The organism is Streptomyces sp. Xyl84, assembly GCF_059731885.1.
Map to the genome: position 1 here is coordinate 3888214 of NZ_AP029182.1, position 18152 is coordinate 3906365.

Genomic DNA, 18152 nt, shown 5'->3' on the forward strand with positions numbered 1-18152 from the left:
ACGCCCCCTCGACGTTGACCTCGGCCTCGTGGCGGAACGCGTGGAAGTACGACGGTAGCCGTGCTGGTTCCCGCGTGGGCGCGGTGTGGTGACTCGACATCAGGGAAACGCAACCTCGGCCGGTGGGCACGGTGGACGGGTGGGGGCAGCGGGGGCACCGGCCGCGCCCCTGGGGGCGGGCCGGCGGCGGGGACGGGGCACCGTGCGCGGTGTGCGCGGGGGTGCGCCGGTCACACGGGTCGCACGGTCTACACCGCCATGCCGTACACGATGGTGAACAACGTGCCGAGGGAGCCGATGATGAAGACTCCGGTGAGGCCGGCGATGATCAGGCCCTTGCCCTGTTCCGCGCTGAAGGTGTCGCGCAGGGCGGTCGCGCCGATCCGCTGCTTGGCCGCGCCCCACACGGCGATGCCGAGGCAGAGCAGGATGGCCACCGCCATCACGACCTCGATCATCACCTTCGCCTCGTTGCCCAGGCTGCCGAAGGGGCCCCAGTCCGGAGCGATCCCGCCGATGATGGTGTTGATGTCTCCCTTGTCGGCCGCAAAGAGCATGTAAGTCACCGCCCCTGGTGGGTAGTTCCACGACCCCCGCGGGCACGCGGAGGTCAGGCCTCATTGTCCCTGACAATGCCGCCCGCGGATGTCGACTTGGCGCCATTGGCTGGCGGGTTTCGTACGTTTGGTTACTCTGTGTATCACAGCAGGTCACGCCGGGCAATGAGGTCGGACCGGAACCTGTGGTGCGGTTCCGTCGTTGTCACTTTTCGGCCCCGGTACGGTTCCTGACGGCCAGTCGGGTGAGTGGCCGGTTCGATGGTCTCACGCCGCGCGGGGATTCCTCCTCCGCGGACGCGCGCGTGCACGGAGGGGCGGGCGATGGACCGGCGAGGGGATAAGCCGGGCGATGCGGGGCACAGTGTGCGGTGAACGGGGGTTTCACGGGAAAATCTCAGTGAAGTCAGGATCCTTTTCTCACCTTCTTGGGACACAGTGGGCCGTGATGATGCGCATCCCAGGTACCCCGAGCCCCGCACGTCACGGACGCCCGCGTGCCCGCGCCCGGCACCAGGCGTTGTTCGTCGGCCTGATGCTGATCGCCGTGACCTCTGCCTCCGTGGCGGCCGCCGACGACGGCCCCGGCCCCCTGGGGGTGACCGCTGTCGCCTCCGTGACCCCGCTGAGCGCGCGGGTCGGCGCGCTGTTCGGCGCCGACAAGGCGGACCGGCTCAGCGGCAACCACTTCTGCTCCGCGTCGGTGGTGCACAGCGCCCGGCGCAATCTCATCCTCACCGCGGCCCACTGCCTGGCCGACGACACGGACGTCGTCTTCGTGCCGGGGTACCGGGACGGCAAGGCCCCGTACGGGACGTGGACGGTCAAGAAGCGCTTCCTGCCCGACGGATGGTCCAGGAGCGAGGACGAGGACAGCGACCTGGCCTTCGCCGTGGTCGTCCCGCGGGACGGCACGGGCGGCGGCGACGGGAAGAACGTCGAGGACGTCGTCGGCGGCAACCGCTTCGTGGCGGGGGCGGCGACCGGGGCGACGGCCGTGACGGTCACCGGGTACCCCGACTCCCGGGAGCAGCCCATCAGCTGCACCAACAGACCCAGCTCGCACAGCCGTACCCAGCAGCGCATCGACTGCCCGGAGTTCACCAGCGGCACCAGCGGCAGCCCGTGGGTCAACGGTGACCGGGAGGTCGTCGGGGTGCTCGGCGGTCACGAGATGGGCGGGTCCACGCCGGACACGTCGTACAGCGTCGCCTTCCGTGCCGAGGCCGCCGAGTTGTACAAGGACGCCGCCGCGGAGCCGTGAAGGGCGCGCCGCGGCCCGTGGCCGCTGGGGCGGCCCAGGTAGCGGGCCGGGGCGGCGGCCGCGAAGTGCGGTGGTCCCACGAGGGAGGCCGCTGTCCGCGGAGGGCGGTCCGTGGTCTGTTTTCGGCCTGATTCCGGCGCGTGTGATCACCCCGAGGGCGCGGGGTGCGACCCTAAACTGTCCGAGGTGGACTGCCGGGCGGCGAGGGGTGGTTGACGGTGCGCAGGGCATGGGTCGTGGGGATCGCCGCCATCGGTTCCGGGCTCGCCTTCGTGCTGCTGCTCGTCGTCGGCGTGTACCTGCTCGCCGGGAACCTGGCGGGCGGTGTCGGCAGGGGTGCCGTCGGGCTCGCCAAGGGCGCCGTGCCGGCCGCCTACAGCACGCTCGTGCAGAAGTGGGGCAACCTCTGCCCGGCGATCAACCCGGCGCTGCTGGCCGCCCAGTTGTACCAGGAGAGCGGCTTCAACCCGAACGCGCGGAGCGCGGCGGCGGCCGAGGGGATAGCGCAGTTCATCCCGGGCACCTGGGCCACCCACGGCGTCGACGGCAACGGCGACGGCAAGCGGGACGTCTGGGATCCGAACGACGCGATCCCGTCGGCCGCGTCCTACGACTGCGAACTCGCCCAGTACGTCCGCAGCGTGCCCGGTGACGCCACGCACAACATGCTCGCCGCCTACAACGCGGGCGCGGACGCCGTGATCAGGTACGGGGGCGTACCGCCGTACGCCGAGACGCAGAACTACGTGAAGACGATCACGACGCTGGCGCAGAGCTTCGCCGCGCCCGTCAGCCGGCTCGATCCGTCCAAGCAGGCGGCGGGGGCCATCTCCTACGCGCAGAGCAAGCTCGGCACGCCCTATCTGTGGGGTGGTGAGGGCACCGCCGAGCAGGGCGGGCGGTTCGACTGCTCGGGGCTGACGCAGGCCGCGTACCGCAGTGTGGGGATCACCCTGCCGCGCGTCGCCAACGACCAGTACAACGCCGGGCCGCACCCGCAGCGGGACGAACTGCTCCCGGGCGACCTGGTGTTCTTCTCGCACGACCTCAGCGATTCGCGGGCCATCCACCACGTGGGCATCTACGTCGGCGGCGGCTACATGATCGACGCGCCCTACACCGGGGCAGTGATCCGGTTCGACCCGATCGACGGGTCGGACTACTTCGGTGCGACCCGGGTCACCGAAGATGGCGCGAAAGCGCTCCCCGCGCGGGCGTGAACTGAGCGTGAACCTGCCCCCTGAGCTGCGGTGATGAGTCTCTCTTCGGTAACGTCTGCGTGATCTTTCGGTGGAGTGTGGAACGTATGAAACGGGGCCGTGCGTTCCTGTTGACGTAGCCAAGCGGACGTCGGACGGAGCGCGCGTCGTGCACGCGTGCCGGCAGCGGACCTACGACCACGGGGGTGGCAGGAGCGGCGCACGCAGGGTGCGTCCGCAACGACACGACGAAGGGGCCGCAGCACGATGGCTGGACTCGCCGAATCCGGGTCGAACCCCGACGTCGACCTGCTCTACGACATCAACGGCCTGGCCAGGCAGGCGCCGCACTGGTTCGACCGGCTCATGGAGTTCGTCGGTGAGTACGGGCTGCTGCTCGCCATGGTGCTGCTGGTGGTGTGGTGCTGGTGGTCCGTGCGGCGGCGCGGCGGGGAGGACGCCGCCTCGTCGGTGGCCGCGCTGGTCTGGGCGCCGCTGGCGGCCGGTGTCGCGGTCCTGGTGAACGTGCCGATCCGGGGGTTCGTGGAGCGGCGCAGGCCCTTCCTGGACCACCAGGGCCTGGACGTCCTGGTGCCGGGGAAGACCGACTTCTCCTTCGTGAGCGACCACGCGACGCTCACCATGGCGGTGGCGGCCGCGCTGTTCGTGGCCGACCGGCGGTTCGGGCTCGCGGGGATCGGGCTGGCGCTGCTGGAGGGCTTCTGCCGGGTGTACATGGGGGTGCACTACCCGACCGACGTGGTCGGCGGGTTCGCCCTGGGCACGGCGGTCGCGCTGCTGCTGTCGCCGGTGGCGACGGCGCTGCTCACGCCCGTGCTCCGGGCGGTCGAGGGGACGCGCTGGGGCGGCTGGCTGGTCCGTGACCGGCGGGCCGCCGGGGTGAGCCGGGTGCTGTCGGGCACGCGGGGCGAGGAGCGGGCCTCGGCCGAGGAGCGCGACCTGGCGGCCTGAGCGCGCCGCGGCCGCGGGACCACCGGCCCGGGACGGGAGTCCGGGCACCGGTGGTCGCGGGCAGGGGCCCGGCGCAGGAGGGCAGGGGCAGGGGCGGGGTTCGCCGTCCGTGGCTACACGCCCTGGGGGTAGGAGAAGAACCGCTCCGGGTCGTACTGCTGCTTCACCTTCGCCAGGCGGCCGGCCGCGTCGCCGTAGTAGGCCGTGCGCCAGTCCGTCAGGGTGGCGTCCGTGTAGTTCTGGTACGCCGCTCCGGACGCGTACGGCCGCAGGGCGGCGTGGGCCGTGCTGAGCCAGGACTGGGCCGCCGTGCCCGGGGTGCCGGGGGTCCAGGAGGCGATGTACTGGGCGAGCATGCGTGAGCGGCGGTGGACGAAGGCGGTCGCGGTGGGGGAGACCCGGTTGACCGCGCCGCCGAGCGCGGTGAACGCGATACTGCCGGCGCCGCCGCGCACCGCCCGCAGCTGGGCCAGCAGCGTCTGGACGCCGTCCGGGGGCAGGGAGCGGTCGAAGAAGTCCGAGCGGGCCGCGTAGGTCTCGCGGCCGAGCGCGCCCTGCGGGGAGCGGCCCGGCGTGGCACCGGGCAGGTGGCACTGGGGTTCCGCCGGGAACGACGAGCAGCCCGCGTAGGCCTCCATCGCGCCTTCGTAGGAGTGGCGTTTGAGGGAGACGCTCGACGCGCGGGCCCCGGTCCGTGCGGCCAGCCGGTCCACCGCGTTCTGCAACTCGCCGTAGGTGCCCAGGGAGAAGGCGGCCACGGAGACCCTGGGGGTGCCGCCGGGGGTGTTCTCCAGGTGCAGGGAGGACCAGATCTCGTCGGGCTGGTCCGGGCCCCACTCCTGCCAGGCCGCCACCACCGCCGCCGCCCGTGCCCACGGCCAGGTCAGGTAGGCCGAGACCGCCTGGGGCGCGGGGCGGGTGCGGAAGCGCAGTTCGGTGACGACGCCGAAGTTGCCGTTGCCGGCGCCGCGCAGCGCCCAGAACAGGTCCGCGTTCTCGGTGGCGTTCGCCGTGAGCAGGCGGCCGTCGGCGGTGACGAGGCTGGCCTGGGTCAGGCTGTCGCAGGTCAGGCCGTAGGCGCGGGAGACGACGCCGTGGCCGCCGCCGAGGACCAGGCCGGAGACGCCGACGGTCGGGCAGGAACCCGCGGGTATGGTCACGCCCTTCGCGGCGAGCGCGCGGTAGACGTCGATGAGCTTGGCGCCCGCGCCGACCACAGCGGAGGTGCCGCTCGCCCGGACCGTGGCGAGTGCCGACACGTCGACGATCAGGCGGCCGTCGCCGGAGGACCAGCCCGCGTAGGAGTGGCCGCCGTTGCGGACGGCCACGCGTAGGCGGTGGGCGCGGGCGTAGGAGAGGGCCGTACGGATGTCGTCGGCGTGCGCCACGTAGGCGACGGCGGCGGGCCGCAGGCCGTCGAAGCGGGTGTTGTACAGCCGGCGGGCGGTGGTCCAGTGGGCGTCGCCGGGGCGGAGCAGGGTGCCGTCGAGGGAGCGGGCGAGCGCGGTCCAGTCGGCGGGGGCGGCGGTCCGGGTGCCGGTGGCGGGCGCCGCCGTGCTCCGTCCGGTGCCGCCGGTGCCGGACGCCCGTGTCGCCGTCCCGGGCCCGCCGCCACTGCCGCTGCCGCCGTTGCCGCCGCAGGCCGTGGCGAGGGCCGCGACCGCGACCGTGCCGCCCGCCATGAACGCACGCCGTTCCATGTTCCGCGCCTCCTGTCGCCCCCTTGGACCGAGACGTCGACGGGGCCCGGGGGGTTCCCGCCAGGAAGACGCAATGCCTCCGGGCGCCCGCTGCCCTGCCGTCTGCGCACTGGGGGCCGCCGGCGCGCTCCGCCCCACCGGGTTGCCGCCCCGAGGCCCCCGCCGTCCGCGCGACTCCTGCGGCCAGGGCGGTGGACGGTGGGCGCGGGCGGTGGTCCGGGCCGTGACGAGGGCGGGGCGCGCGTGCCGCTCGGGGCGGGACCCAGACGGCGACCGGGGCCGAACGGTGGCCGCGGGGCGGGCGGAGGGCGGGGGCCGGCGCGTGGCGGTGCCGCGGAGCGGGGGGTTCCGGGATCTCGGCGTGTTCTCCCCGTGAGCATTCCGTGATCTCACCGCACCGACGGCAGGGGTTCACCCCTCGTTCACTTCCGGCCATCGGCGGCTTCACCTGTTCTGCCTAATTTCGGCCTTACCGGTGCTGACGCGCCTCTCGCCGCGTCGGTGCCAGTCACTCTTCGCACGCCGCCGATCAGGACGGCGGCTCCTGGAAGGAACTCCCTCAAGTGAAGCTTCAGCGCAAGAACCGGCGGGCACTCGCTCTCGGCGTCCTCGCCGTCTCCGGCGCCCTGGCCCTCACGGCGTGCGGTTCGGACGACACCGGCAAGGGCGACGCCGGCGGAGGAAGCAGCACGGCGGCCTCGAACAGCTCCGTCAAGTGCGACGGCGCAAAGGGCCAGCTGCTGGCGACCGGCTCTTCCGCCCAGAAGAACGCGATCGACGCCTGGGTCAAGCAGTTCAGCCAGGCCTGCGGCACGCAGATCAACTACAACGGTGCCGGCTCGGGCGCCGGTGTCACGGCGTTCAGCCAGGGCCAGGTCGCCTTCGCCGGTTCCGACTCCGCGCTGAAGCCCGAAGAGGTCGAGGCCTCGAAGAAGGTCTGCACCGGCGGTCAGGGCATCGACCTGCCGATGGTGGGCGGCCCGATCGCGGTCGGTTACAACGTCCCGGGCGTGGAGGACCTCGTCCTGGACGCCCCGACCCTCGCCAAGATCTTCGACAGCAAGATCAAGACCTGGGACGCCCCGGAGATCAAGAAGCTGAACCCCAAGGCGAAGCTGCCCGGCCTGAAGATCCAGGCGTTCCACCGCTCGGACGAGTCCGGCACCACCGACAACTTCACCAAGTACCTGAAGGCCGCCGCGCCCGCCGACTGGAAGTACTCGGGCGGCAAGGCCTGGCAGGCGCAGGGCGGCCAGGCCGCTCCGCAGTCCTCCGGTGTGGCCCAGCAGGTCAAGCAGACCAACGGCGCGATCGGCTACTTCGAGCTGTCGTACGCCAAGGACGTGCACACCGTCGCCATCGACACCGGTGCCTCCGCCCCGGTCAAGGCCACCGTCGAGAACGCCAGCAAGGCCATCGGCGACGCCAAGGTCGTCGGCACCGGCAAGGACCTGTCGCTGCAGCTGAACTACAACACCAAGGCCGAGGGTGCCTACCCGATGGTCCTGGTCACCTACGAGATCGTCTGCGACAAGGGCAACAAGGCCGCCACCCTGCCGGCCACCAAGGCGTTCCTGCGCTACATCGCCAGCGCGGACGGCCAGAACGTCCTCACCCAGAAGGACTACGCGCCGATCCCCGACGCGATCATCAGCAAGGTCCGCACCACCATCGAGGGCCTGAGCTGACCCGCGTGCGGTCCGGTCCCCGCCCCGGGACCGGGCCGCACCGTCCGGTGCACCGCCGCCACGAGCCCTCCACCGCGCAGGGCTCCGCAGACCGGAGAACCCGATGGACATATCCACACAGCAGACAGACGCAGACGCTCCGCCTCTTCCCCCCCGGCCCGTCCCGGCCGAGCACAAACGTGCCGGCCGCGGCGCCACCCGCCCCGGAGACCGGATCTTCCTCGGGCTCTCCCGCGGATCGGGCATCCTGCTCCTCGCGATCATGGCCGCGATCGCGGTCTTCCTGACCTACCGCGCGTCCCTGGCCATCAGCAAGGACCACGGCAACTTCCTGACCGCCTTCGAGTGGAACACCGGCGTTGAGCCGCCGGTCTTCGGCATCGCCGTGCTGGCCTTCGGCACGGTGGTCTCCTCGGTGATCGCGATGGTCGTCGCGGTCCCGGTCGCGGTCGCCATCGCGCTCTTCCTCACGCACTACGCCCCGCGCAGGCTGAGCGGTCCCATCTCGTACGTGATCGACCTGCTCGCCGCCGTGCCGTCCATCGTGTACGGCCTGTGGGGCGCCCTGGTCCTCGTACCGAACCTGGACGGCCTGTTCAGCTGGCTGAACGACTACCTGGGCTGGACCGGCATCTTCTCCTGGGAGGGCGGCGCCCCCCGCTCGATGCTCACCGTGGGCATCCTGCTCGCCATCATGATCCTGCCGATCGTGACCAACGTCAGCCGTGAGGTCTTCCGGCAGGCACCCCGGATGCACGAGGAGGCCGCGCTCGCCCTGGGGGCCACCCGCTGGGAGGTCATCCGCATGGCGGTGCTGCCCTTCGGCCGCTCCGGGGTGATCTCCGCCTCGATGCTCGGCCTCGGACGCGCGCTCGGCGAGACGATCGCCGTCGCCACCGTGCTCTCGCCGACCTTCGACATCAAGGCCAGCCTGCTCGACCCGGGCGGCGGCACCTTCGCCCAGAACATCGCCAGCAAGTTCAGCGAGGCGACCGAGTTCGGCCGTGACGCGCTGATCGCCTCCGGCCTGGTCCTGTTCGTCATCACCCTGCTGGTCAACGGCGCGGCCCGGCTGATCATCGCCCGCCGCAAGGAGTACTCGGGGGCCAACGCATGAGCACCGCAGCCATCGCCGACCAGCGTTCCAGCAGCCTGCGCGGCGCCAGCCTGCCGCGGTGGGCCCCGTGGGCCGTCGCGGCCGGCTCGATCGCCGTCGCCGTCGTCATCGGTCTGGCCTGCGGCCTGCACAGCCGCGTCCAGTGGGGTCTGATCGCCGCGCTCCTCTTCGTGCTGGGCACGTACGGCGTCACCGCCCGGGTGGAGGGCCGCCGCCAGGCCAAGGACCGGGTGGTCACCAGCTTCGTCTGGGTCGCCTTCCTGCTCGCCCTGGTGCCGCTGGTCTCCCTGGTCTGGACGACCGTGCGGCGCGGTGTGAAGGTCCTGGACTTCTACTTCCTGTCCCACTCCATGGGGGTCGTCGCCGACACCGAGCCGGGCGGCGGCATCTACCACGCCATCGTCGGAAGCCTGGAGCAGGTCGGTCTCGCCACCGTGATCGGCGCGCCGATCGGTGTGCTCACCGCGATCTACCTGGTCGAGTACGGGCGCGGCAACCTCGCCCGCGCGGTGACCTTCTTCGTCGACGTGATGACCGGCATCCCCTCGATCGTCGCGGGCCTGTTCATCCTCAGCCTGATGCTGATCTTCAAGATGCAGCCGTTCGGTTTCGCCGGCTCGCTGGCGCTGGCCATCCTGATGATGCCGGTCGTGGTCCGTTCCACCGAGGAGATGCTCAAGCTCGTACCGAACGAGCTGCGGGAGGCGTCGCTCGCCCTCGGTGTGCCGAAGTGGCGCACGATCCTGAAGGTCGTCCTGCCGACCGCGGTCGGCGGCATCACCACCGGCGTCGTGCTGGCCGTCGCCCGGATCGCCGGTGAGACCGCCCCCGTGCTGCTGCTGGTGTTCGGCAACCCGTTCATCAACACCGACCCCTTCGAGGGGGCGCAGTCCTCGCTGCCGCTGTACATCTACCAGCAGTACACGAACAGCTCGGGCTCCGGTGCGGCCTACGACCGTGCGTGGGCGGCCTCGCTCACCCTGATCGCCGCGGTGATGATCCTCAACCTGGCGGCCCGCGGCATCGCCCGCTGGAAGGCCCCTCGTTGACCGGGCCCCTCGTTGCAAACTGCGGCTCCCGCCGCGTGGCCGGTCGCTGGGCGACCCCTCAGCCGACTGAGACGGAAGTGAAGAAGTAGTCATGGCCAAGCGAATCGACGTGAGCGGACTCACCGCCTACTACGGCTCCCACAAGGCGATCGAGGACATCTCGATGACGGTCGAGCCGCGTTCGGTGACGGCCTTCATCGGCCCCTCCGGCTGCGGCAAGTCGACGTTCCTGCGGACCCTGAACCGGATGCACGAGGTCACCCCCGGCGGCCGGGTCGAGGGCAAGGTGATGCTGGACACCGAGGACCTGTACGGCGCGGGGATCGACCCGGTCTCCGTCCGCCGCGAGGTGGGCATGGTCTTCCAGCGGCCCAACCCCTTCCCCACCATGTCGATCTTCGACAACGTGGCGGCGGGCCTGCGGCTGAACGGCAGCTACAAGAAGAGCGAGCTGAACGACGTCGTCGAGAAGTCGCTCAAGGGCGCCAACCTCTGGAACGAGGTCAAGGACCGCCTGAACAAGCCGGGCGCGGGGCTGTCCGGCGGTCAGCAGCAGCGGCTGTGCATCGCCCGCGCCATCGCGGTGGAGCCGAAGGTGCTGCTGATGGACGAGCCCTGCTCCGCGCTGGACCCGATCTCCACCCTCGCCATCGAGGACCTGATCGGCGAGCTGAAGGAACGCTTCACGATCGTCATCGTGACGCACAACATGCAGCAGGCGGCGCGCGTCTCGGACCGTACGGCGTTCTTCAACCTGGCGGGCGTGGGCCAGCCGGGCCGGCTGATCGAGATCGACGACACCGAGCGGATCTTCTCCAACCCGTCGGTGCAGGCCACGGAGGACTACATCTCCGGCCGCTTCGGCTGATCCCCCAAGACCCCTCGCGGTGCTGCATGGCGGTGCCACCGCGAGGACGCAGAAGGGCCCGCCCCCGGCTCACGGGGGCGGGCCCTGTGCGTGTGCACGCGGTGGTGCCTACAGGAACGCGAGGTCGATCAGCCAGAACGCGACGGCCGAGACGATCGCGGCGGCGGGCATGGTGATGAACCAGCCGAGGACGATGTTCTTGGCCACCCCCCAGCGCACCGCGTTGACCCGCTTCGTCGCGCCCACGCCCATGATCGCCGAGGTGATCACGTGGGTGGTGGAGATCGGGGCCTTGAAGAGGAAGGCGGTGCCGAACATGATCGAGGCGCCGGTCGCCTCGGCGGCGAAGCCCTGCGGCGGGTCCAGCTCGATGATCTTGCGGCCCAGGGTGCGCATGATGCGCCAGCCGCCCGCGTAGGTGCCCAGGGACAGCATCAGCGCGGAGACCAGCTTCACCCACACCGGGATCGGGTCGCCGTAGGTCTCGACGCCGCCGATGACCAGCGCCATGACGACGACGCCCATGGTCTTCTGCGCGTCCTGCAGACCGTGGCCGAGGGCCATGCCCGCCGCTGAGACCGTCTGCGCTATCCGGAAGCCGCGCTTGGCCTTGTGCGGGTTGGTCCGGCGGAAGATCCACATGATGGCCGTCATGACCAGGTAGCCGACGATCAGGCCGACCACCGGGGACAGGAACATCGGAGTGACGATCTTGTCCAGCACCCCGGACCAGTACACCGTCGTGCCGCCCGCGAGCGCCGCGCCGACCAGCCCGCCGAACAGGGCGTGCGAGGAGGACGAGGGCAGGCCGAAGTACCAGGTGACCAGGTTCCAGACGATGGCGCCCAGCAGCGCCGAGAAGAGGATCCCCATCCCCTTGCTGCCGGTGGGGGTGTCGATCAGTCCCTCGCTGACCGTCTTGGCGATGCCGCTGCCCAGGAAGGCGCCGGCGAGGTTCATCACCGCGGCCATCGCCAGCGCGGCGCGCGGGGTGAGCGCGCGGGTGGAGACGGAGGTGGCGATGGCGTTGGCGGAGTCGTGGAAGCCGTTGGTGTACGCGAAGCCGAGCGCGACCATGATGGTCAGAACCAGAGCGAAGGTGTCCATGGACGCCTCAGGACTCCTTGACCGCGATGGTCTCCACCGTGTTCGCCACGTGCTCGAAGGCGTCCGCCGCCTCCTCCAGTACGTCCACGATCTGCTTGAGCTTCAGCACCTCGATCGCGTCGTACTTGCCGTTGAACAGGTGGGCGAGCAGCTTGCGGTGGATCTGGTCCGCCTGGTTCTCCAGGCGGTTCACCTCGATCCAGTACTCGGTGAGGTTGTCCATGGTCCGCAGGTGCGGCATGGCCTCGGCGGTCAGCTCGGCGGCCCGCGCCAGGACCTCGATCTGCTGCTCGACGCCCTTGGGCAGTTCCTCGACGTTGTAGAGGACGACCAGGTCGACGGCCTCCTCCATGAAGTCCATGATGTCGTCCAGGGACGACGCGAGGGAGTAGATGTCCTCGCGGTCGAAGGGCGTGATGAACGAGGAGTTCAGCTGGTGGAAGATCGCATGCGTGGCGTCGTCACCTGCGTGTTCCGCGGCCCGCATACGCTCTGCGATCTCGGCCCGGGCGGATGCGTCCGCCCCGAGCAGTTCCATCAGGAGTTTCGAGCCCGTGACGATGTTGTCCGCGGACGCGGCGAACATGTCGTAGAAGCTCGTCTCCCTGGGGGTCAGACGAAAGCGCACAAGGGGTCCTCGGGGTGCATCGGTTTCGGACAGGGTGATGCTAAGCGCATCATCCGGCCACGGCTAAGGGGCCGTCCCCCAGTGTCGCCCATCAGGCACAGTGGTCGGCACGGGGGCGGTCCTGGGCGGTCGAAGGGCCCTTGTACCCGGGGAAATTCGGTAGAGTATACCCGGCAGGGGTATGTCTCCTGGTTTCCGTTTGTTTTCCGTTCCGAGCGGGAGGACGCGATGACGACCACCGAGGCCGGCGCCACGGCGCCCTCCGGGAGCGCCGGGGTGCAGGACACCGCACCGCCCCAGAACGGGGCTGACGGGCACGCCACGTACGGCTACCACCACCAGAAGGACGAGCACCTCAAGCGGCTGCGCCGCATCGAGGGGCAGATCCGCGGGCTGCAGCGCATGGTCGACGAGGACACGTACTGCATCGACATACTCACCCAGGTGTCCGCCTCCACCAAGGCGCTGCAGTCCTTCGCCCTGCAACTGCTGGAGGAGCACCTGCGGCACTGCGTCGCCGACGCGGCCGTCAAGGGCGGCGCGGAGGTCGACGCGAAGGTCGAGGAGGCCACCAAGGCCATCGGGCGGCTGCTGCGCACGTGAGGCGGTGCGCCGGGGATGTGACGGGGATCACCTGCTCGGGGTGGTCCGCCGCTCCTCGGTCACCCTCAGCACCTCGTCGATGTACTCCAGGCTGAGCCGCTCCCGGGCCGCCGAGGCGGCGATGATCAGCTCGCCGCACAGTTCGATCTCGGCGAGGGCCACGTGGTCCTGCACCGCCGTACCGCCGACCGGAGCCACGTGCATCACCTCGTCTCTGCGTCACCGGCTTCGGCGACAACAGACCTAGAGTAGGGAGCCGCCCACGGCCCGCGCATGGCACGGAAGGGCTAGTTCCCCGGTCATTTCGGGCCCCCGGGCCGGCCGTGCCCCCGGGTCACCTCTCGGCCACCCGGCCCGTGTAGATGTCCCGCGCGCGCGGCAGCGTCACGGTCACCGGCGTCCCGAAGGCGTACAGCAGCGTGGTGGAGAACACCTCCACCGTGCCCTTCTGCCGGGCGTTGACGAAGGCGAAGCTCTGCCGGAGCTTGCGGATGCGGCCCTGGTCGTCGAGGTAGGCGTCGAACGGGACGGCGGGCGTGGCGAACCCTTTCGCCGCCGCCCGCAGCGCGCCCCCGCCGGCCGCCGACGCCTCGCCGGCCGCCGACGCCTCGCCGGCCGCCACCGCGAGGTCGGCGGTGCCCCGGTAGTGCCGCACGGCCACACCCGCGACCTGTGTGCGGCCCACGTACGTCGCCGTCCGCGTCCCGCGCAGCACCTCGGCGGCGGCGAACGGGTCGGTGGCCCCGCCGGTGACCAGGTTGCCGTCGGACAGCGTCGCCGTCTCCACCCGCACCCACTTGTCGGCGGGCACGCCCGCGCCCCGGTTCTTCATGAACAGCGCGCCCGGAGCGAGGAGTTCCACGATCGGCGGGTGCTCAAAGTTCCCGGCCGGGTCCTGCGGCAGGATCACGGTCAGCTGCCCGCGCTGCGCCCGGAAGTCGTAGGCGCCCTCGCCGCGGATCGTCACCCGGGTCCCGCCGGCGGCCATCTCCATCGACGTGCGGGTCTGCGAACTGCCCGCCCGCAGCAGGGCGTCCGGGGCCTGCCGCAGGGTGCGCACCGGGTCGTCGGCGGCGCGCGCGTCCTCGGCGGCCACCCCACTGGCGGAGCACCCCGTGGCGCCCGCGCAGAGCAGGAGCCCCACCACGAGCACCGCCGCCCCGCCCGTCTGCCGCCGCTCCGTCATCGCCTGCCTACCCCCAGCTGCCGCGTCCGTACCGGGCCCCTGTCGTCCGGTTAACGACGGGTAGGGGACCCCGTCACGCGCCGGGCCGCCCGGTGGCAAGCCGCCACCGGCCGTTCACCCGGGATGGGTAGCGTGGGCGCCGTGGCGCAGGACGAACCCGGGCAGCGGGAGCATCGCACGACGACCGTCGAACAGGGCCGTTTCTGTCTGGCCCGCTGCACCTGCGGGTGGCGCGGCCCGGCCCGCCGGGCACGCAGCCTGGCCCGTACGGACGCGGAGGCGCACGCGCGGGACGCGTGAGGGGTGCGGTGGGCCTCCTGTCGCGGCGCGAGCCGCAGGCTTCCGGCCGGTCCGTGCCCGGTCTCCTCCGCGACCGCGCGCGGCGCGGCGGCGAGACGGCCCCGCCGTGCGCGGGCCCGGCCCCGGGTCAGGGGCGGCCCCCGTGCCCGGCCGGTGCGCCGGGCGGGGCACTGGCCGGGGGCCGGGCGGGCCGTCGTGCGGCGAGCGGCTCCGCAGGGCGCGGCCGGCCGCCCGGACGGCGGTGACCGCCGCGGAGGTCACCGCGCTCCGCCCCCGCTCGTGCCCCTCCCCGGTCTCGCCGGTCCCGTCCTTCCCGCCGGGCGTGCCCTTCCGGTCCTTGTCACCCTTCCCGGCCGGCGCCCACGGTCTGCTTCAGCCAGGTCTGCTGGAAGGCGAACCTGGCCGCCTCCACCTCGTGCCGCTGGTCGGCGTGGAGCACGCCGAGCGCGTACGCCGTCGCCGGGGCGATGCGGGGGGTACGGGCCGCCGAGGACGCGGCCGCCGCCGCCTCCGAGGCGTCCCGGTGCCGGTCCAGGGCCCGGCCCGCCGCCGGCAGCCGTCCGTCGGCGGCCGTGCGCGGGGCCTCCGGGGTGCCGTGCAGGGCCTCCTGGGCGTAGCGGTGCAGGCGCAGCAGCAGGCGGACCTGGTGCCAGGGGGCGTCCTGCGGGTGCGGGGCCGGGTCCGCGGACAGGCCGTGGATCAGGGCCTCCGCGTTGTAGGGGCTGCCCGCGGTGACCAGCGGCAGGGCGGCGACCGCGTCCGCGAGGCGCTCCTCGGCCGCGGCGGCGAGGGCGCGCAGGTCCGTGGCGTGCGCGGCGGGGGTGAGCGGGACGTCGCTGGCGAGGACGGCGACCTTGTCGGCGACGGCGTGGAAGCGGCTCGACCCCAGGGCCTGCAGGGCGGTGGAGTGGGCGCGGGTGCGGGCCAGGGTGAGCTGGCGGTCCAGCAGGGCGCCCGCCTTGGCGGCCCCCACGGTGAGGTTGCCGCGGTCCGGTGCGGCCGGCCGCGGCAGGTGGCCCGCGGCCCGGCCGCCCGCGACCGCGTGCGCCGGCGCGGGAGAGGCCGCGGGCGCGGGGAAGCCGGCCGCTCCCGAGAGCCTGTTCAGGGCCGCGAGGAGCCGGTCGAGCCGGGCCTGGCAGGCGTGTTCGCGGGCCAGGGTGCCCGAGAGCCAGGCGAGTTCGGGCCGCAGTTCCTCGGCCCAGGCCTCGTCGAGGACGCCCCGGAAGGTGTGCAGGCTGCCGCTGATGCGGCGGGCCGAGCGGCGCAGGGCGCGCGCCGCGTCGGCGGCCTCCTCGCCGGCGCCCGCGGCGGGGCCGGTCTCGCGGTGCAGGCGCAGTGCCCGGAGGAACTCCGTGGCCTGTGCCCGCAGATAGGCCGCGAGGCCGTCCGCGGTGGGCGTGCCGCCCTGCGGGCGGGGTGCGGGGGGCGGCCCGGCGGTGGTGCGGTTCTGCGTCGGGTCAAGGTGTTGCTGTGCCACGCCGGCGCCTCCGGGCGTCTATGAGCGTCTCCTGGATGTTGCGCAGCGGCTGGCCGTCCGCGTCGGTCGCGTGCCGGGTCCACTCGCCGTCCGGGCCGAGGTGCCAGGAGGCTGTGGTGTCGGCCATGCCGGTTTCGAGCAGCCGGTTGAGGGCGGCCCGGTGGGCGGGGTCGGTGACCCGGACCAGGGCCTCGATACGGCGGTCGAGGTTGCGGTGCATCATGTCGGCGCTGCCGATCCACACCTCGGGCTCGCCGCCCCCGCCGAAGGCGAAGACGCGCGAGTGCTCCAGGAAGCGGCCGAGGACGGAGCGGACGCGGATGTTCTCCGACAGGCCCGGTACGCCGGGGCGCAGGGCGCAGATGCCGCGTACCCAGACGTCGACGGGGACGCCCGCCTGGGAGGCGCTGTACAGCGCGTCGACGACGGCCTCGTCCACCATGGAGTTGACCTTGATCCGGATGAACGCGGGCCGTCCGGCGCGGTGGTGCTGGGTCTCCTTGTGGATGCGGGAGACCAGGCCGTCGCGCAGGGACTTGGGGGCGACGAGCAGGCGCCGGTAGGTCTCCCGGCGGGAGTAGCCGGAGAGCCGGTTGAACAGGTCGGAGAGGTCCGCGCCGACCTGCGGGTCGGCGGTGAGCAGTCCGAGGTCCTCGTACAGCCGGGCGGTCTTGGGGTGGTAGTTGCCGGTGCCGACGTGGCTGTAGCGGCGCAGGGTGTCGTCGCCCTCCTGACGGACCACCAGCGACAGCTTGCAGTGGGTCTTCAGGCCGACGAGCCCGTAGACGACGTGGCAGCCGGCCTCTTCGAGCTTGCGGGCCCACTTGATGTTGGCGTGCTCGTCGAAGCGGGCCTTGATCTCGACCAGGACGAGGACCTGTTTGCCGGACTCGGCGGCGTCGATGAGGGCGTCGACTATGGGGGAGTCGCCCGAGGTCCGGTACAGGGTCTGCTTGATGGCGAGGACGTCGGGGTCGGCGGCGGCCTGCTCCAGGAAGGCCTGCACGGAGGTGGAGAACGAGTCGTAGGGGTGGTGCAGGAGCACGTCCCGGCTGCGCAGCGCGGCGAAGATGTCCGGCGGGGAGGCCGACTCGACCTCGGCGAGGTCGCGGTGGGTGCCGGCGACGAACTTGGGGTACTTCAGCTCGGACCGGTCCAGGCTGTGGATGCGGAAGAGGCCGGTGAGGTCGAGCGGGCCGGGCAGCGGGTAGACCTCGGCCTCGCTGATCTTCAGCTCGCGCACCAGCAGGTCGAGCACCTCGCGGTCGATGGACTCCTCGACCTCCAGGCGCACCGGCGGCCCGAAGCGGCGCCGCATCAGTTCCTTCTCCAGAGCCTGGAGGAGGTTCTCGGTGTCGTCCTCCTCCACCTCCAGGTCCTCGTTGCGGGTGAGCCGGAAGGCGTGGTGCTCCAGGACCTCCATGCCCGGGAACAGCTCCTCCAGGTGGGCGGCGATGACGTCCTCCAGGGGGACGTAGCGGCCCGGGGAGCTCTCCAGGAAGCGGTTGAGCAGCGGCGGCACCTTGACGCGGGCGAAGTGGCGGTGGCCGGTGACCGGGTTGCGCACGACGACGGCCAGGTTGAGGGAGAGGCCGGAGATGTACGGGAAGGGGTGCGCGGGGTCGACGGCCAGCGGGGTCAGCACGGGGAAGATGCGCTGCCGGAAGAGGGTGAACAGGCGGGCCTGCTCCTTCTCGGTCAGCTCGCTCCAGCGGACCAGTTCGATGCCCTCCTCCGCGAGGGCGGGGGCGATGTCCTCCTGGTAGCAGGCGGCGTGCCGGGCCATGAGCTCGCGCGAGCGGGCCCAGATCATCTCCAGCACCTCGCGGGGCTGCAGGCCGGAGGCGGAGCGGGTGGCGACGCCGGTGGCGATGCGGCGCTTGAGTCCGGCGACGCGGACCATGAAGAACTCGTCCAGGTTGCTGGCGAAGATCGCGAGGAAGTTGGCGCGCTCCAGCAGGGGCGTGTCCGGGTCCTCGGCCAGTTCCAGGACGCGTTCGTTGAAGGCGAGCCAGCTGCGTTCGCGGTCGAGGAAGCGGCCCTGCGGCAGCTGGTCCTCGCCGTCCCGTGCCTCCTCGTAGGCGTCGAGGTCGGCGTCGAGGTCGGGGTCCAGATCGGAGACGGCCGCGGCCACGGTGTGCGGGCGGTGGGCCGCGAGGGAGCCCACGGAGGGCTGGTGGTGCGGGACCTGCTGCGCTGCTGCCTGGGTGTCTGGCTGGCTCATGAATCCATTCTTCCGCGCGGCGGGGAAGGCAGGCGCGTCGGAAGGCACGGGCGGGAGCGCGGCTGCGGACCCCTCGGGGGGCGGCGAAGGCTCGGGCACGGCGGGTCTCATTGAGCGAGCGTCGCAAGCTTGTCTGAATCACCGGTTACGGAGACATGACGTGCGGGATAGCGGGGGGCGGCTCGCGGGGGGTGCGGGGCGCTCCGCGGCGGG

17 protein-coding genes are annotated in these 18152 nt (G+C 72.1%); 9 read left to right on the forward strand and 8 right to left on the reverse strand.

Annotated features, from left to right (window positions below):
* Positions 1-248 precede the first annotated feature (248 nt).
* Positions 249-557: a DUF8827 family protein gene (locus AC6I72_RS16865; RefSeq protein ID WP_014673544.1), complete on the reverse strand. Its 309-nt coding sequence runs from the start codon at positions 555-557 to the stop codon at positions 249-251.
* A 448-nt stretch (positions 558-1005) separates the two neighbouring features.
* Here AC6I72_RS16865 and AC6I72_RS16870 point away from each other — a divergent pair, with 448 nt between their 5' ends.
* The 3 genes from AC6I72_RS16870 to AC6I72_RS16880 all read left to right on the forward strand — a co-directional run bounded on the left by AC6I72_RS16870 (position 1006) and on the right by AC6I72_RS16880 (position 3992).
* Positions 1006-1821, forward strand: a complete 816-nt coding sequence (locus AC6I72_RS16870; protein ID WP_498001660.1) for a trypsin-like serine peptidase — start codon at positions 1006-1008, stop codon at positions 1819-1821.
* A 212-nt stretch (positions 1822-2033) separates the two neighbouring features.
* Positions 2034-3041: a C40 family peptidase gene (locus AC6I72_RS16875; protein ID WP_498001661.1), complete on the forward strand. Its 1008-nt coding sequence runs from the start codon at positions 2034-2036 to the stop codon at positions 3039-3041.
* A 246-nt stretch (positions 3042-3287) separates the two neighbouring features.
* Entirely contained in the window at positions 3288-3992 is a 705-nt protein-coding gene (locus tag AC6I72_RS16880) for a phosphatase PAP2 family protein (protein ID WP_498001662.1), read from the forward strand.
* A gap of 113 nt (positions 3993-4105) precedes the next feature.
* Here the strand turns inward: AC6I72_RS16880 and AC6I72_RS16885 are convergent, their stop codons facing one another.
* On the reverse strand, positions 4106-5692 hold the full coding sequence (locus tag AC6I72_RS16885; RefSeq protein WP_498001664.1) for an FAD-binding oxidoreductase: 1587 nt from the start codon (positions 5690-5692) through the stop codon (positions 4106-4108).
* Positions 5693-6255: 563 nt separating this feature from the next.
* Here AC6I72_RS16885 and pstS point away from each other — a divergent pair.
* The 4 genes from pstS to pstB all read left to right on the forward strand — a co-directional run bounded on the left by pstS (position 6256) and on the right by pstB (position 10414).
* Positions 6256-7380 (forward strand): phosphate ABC transporter substrate-binding protein PstS, encoded by a 1125-nt coding sequence (pstS, locus tag AC6I72_RS16890; protein WP_498001666.1) that lies wholly within the window; start codon positions 6256-6258, stop codon positions 7378-7380.
* A 103-nt stretch (positions 7381-7483) separates the two neighbouring features.
* A complete protein-coding gene (pstC, locus tag AC6I72_RS16895) occupies positions 7484-8497 on the forward strand; it encodes a phosphate ABC transporter permease subunit PstC (protein ID WP_498001668.1) in 1014 nt (337 codons plus the stop codon).
* Positions 8494-9546, forward strand: a complete 1053-nt coding sequence (pstA, locus tag AC6I72_RS16900; protein WP_498001669.1) for a phosphate ABC transporter permease PstA — start codon at positions 8494-8496, stop codon at positions 9544-9546. The genes pstC and pstA overlap by 4 nt, the downstream gene beginning before the upstream one ends.
* A 91-nt stretch (positions 9547-9637) precedes the next feature.
* Positions 9638-10414 carry a phosphate ABC transporter ATP-binding protein PstB gene (gene pstB, locus AC6I72_RS16905; RefSeq protein WP_498001670.1) on the forward strand — a complete coding sequence of 259 codons (777 nt, stop codon included), beginning with the start codon at positions 9638-9640 and terminating at the stop codon, positions 10412-10414.
* Between the two features lie 108 nt (positions 10415-10522).
* On the opposite strand, the gene AC6I72_RS16910 is transcribed toward pstB, so the two are convergent.
* Positions 10523-11521 (reverse strand): inorganic phosphate transporter, encoded by a 999-nt coding sequence (locus AC6I72_RS16910; RefSeq protein WP_498001672.1) that lies wholly within the window; start codon positions 11519-11521, stop codon positions 10523-10525.
* Between the two features lie 7 nt (positions 11522-11528).
* The gene (locus AC6I72_RS16915; protein WP_026252685.1) at positions 11529-12149 is read right to left on the reverse strand and encodes a DUF47 domain-containing protein; all 621 of its coding nucleotides are present in this window, start codon (positions 12147-12149) and stop codon (positions 11529-11531) included.
* A 228-nt stretch (positions 12150-12377) separates the two neighbouring features.
* Between AC6I72_RS16915 and AC6I72_RS16920 the strand changes: the two genes are divergently transcribed.
* Positions 12378-12752 (forward strand): metal-sensitive transcriptional regulator, encoded by a 375-nt coding sequence (locus AC6I72_RS16920; protein WP_498001674.1) that lies wholly within the window; start codon positions 12378-12380, stop codon positions 12750-12752.
* Between the two features lie 27 nt (positions 12753-12779).
* Here the strand turns inward: AC6I72_RS16920 and AC6I72_RS16925 are convergent, their stop codons facing one another.
* Both AC6I72_RS16925 and AC6I72_RS16930 read right to left on the reverse strand, forming a co-directional pair.
* Positions 12780-12950 carry a hypothetical protein gene (locus tag AC6I72_RS16925; protein WP_199811613.1) on the reverse strand — a complete coding sequence of 57 codons (171 nt, stop codon included), beginning with the start codon at positions 12948-12950 and terminating at the stop codon, positions 12780-12782.
* Between the two features lie 136 nt (positions 12951-13086).
* A complete protein-coding gene (locus tag AC6I72_RS16930) occupies positions 13087-13938 on the reverse strand; it encodes an SCO4651 family lipoprotein (RefSeq protein ID WP_498001676.1) in 852 nt (283 codons plus the stop codon).
* 141 nt (positions 13939-14079) lie between these two features.
* On the opposite strand from AC6I72_RS16930, the gene AC6I72_RS16935 reads away from it, so the two are divergent.
* A complete protein-coding gene (locus AC6I72_RS16935; protein ID WP_199811612.1) occupies positions 14080-14238 on the forward strand; it encodes a hypothetical protein in 159 nt (52 codons plus the stop codon).
* Between the two features lie 340 nt (positions 14239-14578).
* On the opposite strand, the gene AC6I72_RS16940 is transcribed toward AC6I72_RS16935, so the two are convergent.
* Together AC6I72_RS16940 and AC6I72_RS16945 are read right to left on the reverse strand one after the other, a co-directional pair.
* A complete protein-coding gene (locus tag AC6I72_RS16940; RefSeq protein WP_498001678.1) occupies positions 14579-15715 on the reverse strand; it encodes a CHAD domain-containing protein in 1137 nt (378 codons plus the stop codon).
* On the reverse strand, positions 15696-18050 hold the full coding sequence (locus AC6I72_RS16945; RefSeq protein WP_498001680.1) for an RNA degradosome polyphosphate kinase: 2355 nt from the start codon (positions 18048-18050) through the stop codon (positions 15696-15698). Before AC6I72_RS16945 ends, AC6I72_RS16940 begins: the two co-directional genes overlap by 20 nt.
* Positions 18051-18152: the final 102 nt, after the last annotated feature.

Coding starts and splice junctions, on each gene's coding strand:
- AC6I72_RS16880 (WP_498001662.1), top strand. CDS start 3,288: ATGGCTGGACTCGCCGAATCCGGGTCGAACCCCGACGTCGACCTGCTC.
- pstB (WP_498001670.1), top strand. CDS start 9,638: ATGGCCAAGCGAATCGACGTGAGCGGACTCACCGCCTACTACGGCTCC.
- AC6I72_RS16910 (WP_498001672.1), bottom strand. CDS start 11,521: ATGGACACCTTCGCTCTGGTTCTGACCATCATGGTCGCGCTCGGCTTC.
- AC6I72_RS16920 (WP_498001674.1), top strand. CDS start 12,378: ATGACGACCACCGAGGCCGGCGCCACGGCGCCCTCCGGGAGCGCCGGG.
- pstA (WP_498001669.1), top strand. CDS start 8,494: ATGAGCACCGCAGCCATCGCCGACCAGCGTTCCAGCAGCCTGCGCGGC.
- AC6I72_RS16945 (WP_498001680.1), bottom strand. CDS start 18,050: ATGAGACCCGCCGTGCCCGAGCCTTCGCCGCCCCCCGAGGGGTCCGCA.
- AC6I72_RS16870 (WP_498001660.1), top strand. CDS start 1,006: ATGATGCGCATCCCAGGTACCCCGAGCCCCGCACGTCACGGACGCCCG.
- AC6I72_RS16885 (WP_498001664.1), bottom strand. CDS start 5,692: ATGGAACGGCGTGCGTTCATGGCGGGCGGCACGGTCGCGGTCGCGGCC.
- AC6I72_RS16930 (WP_498001676.1), bottom strand. CDS start 13,938: ATGACGGAGCGGCGGCAGACGGGCGGGGCGGCGGTGCTCGTGGTGGGG.
- AC6I72_RS16865 (WP_014673544.1), bottom strand. CDS start 557: ATGCTCTTTGCGGCCGACAAGGGAGACATCAACACCATCATCGGCGGG.
- pstC (WP_498001668.1), top strand. CDS start 7,484: ATGGACATATCCACACAGCAGACAGACGCAGACGCTCCGCCTCTTCCC.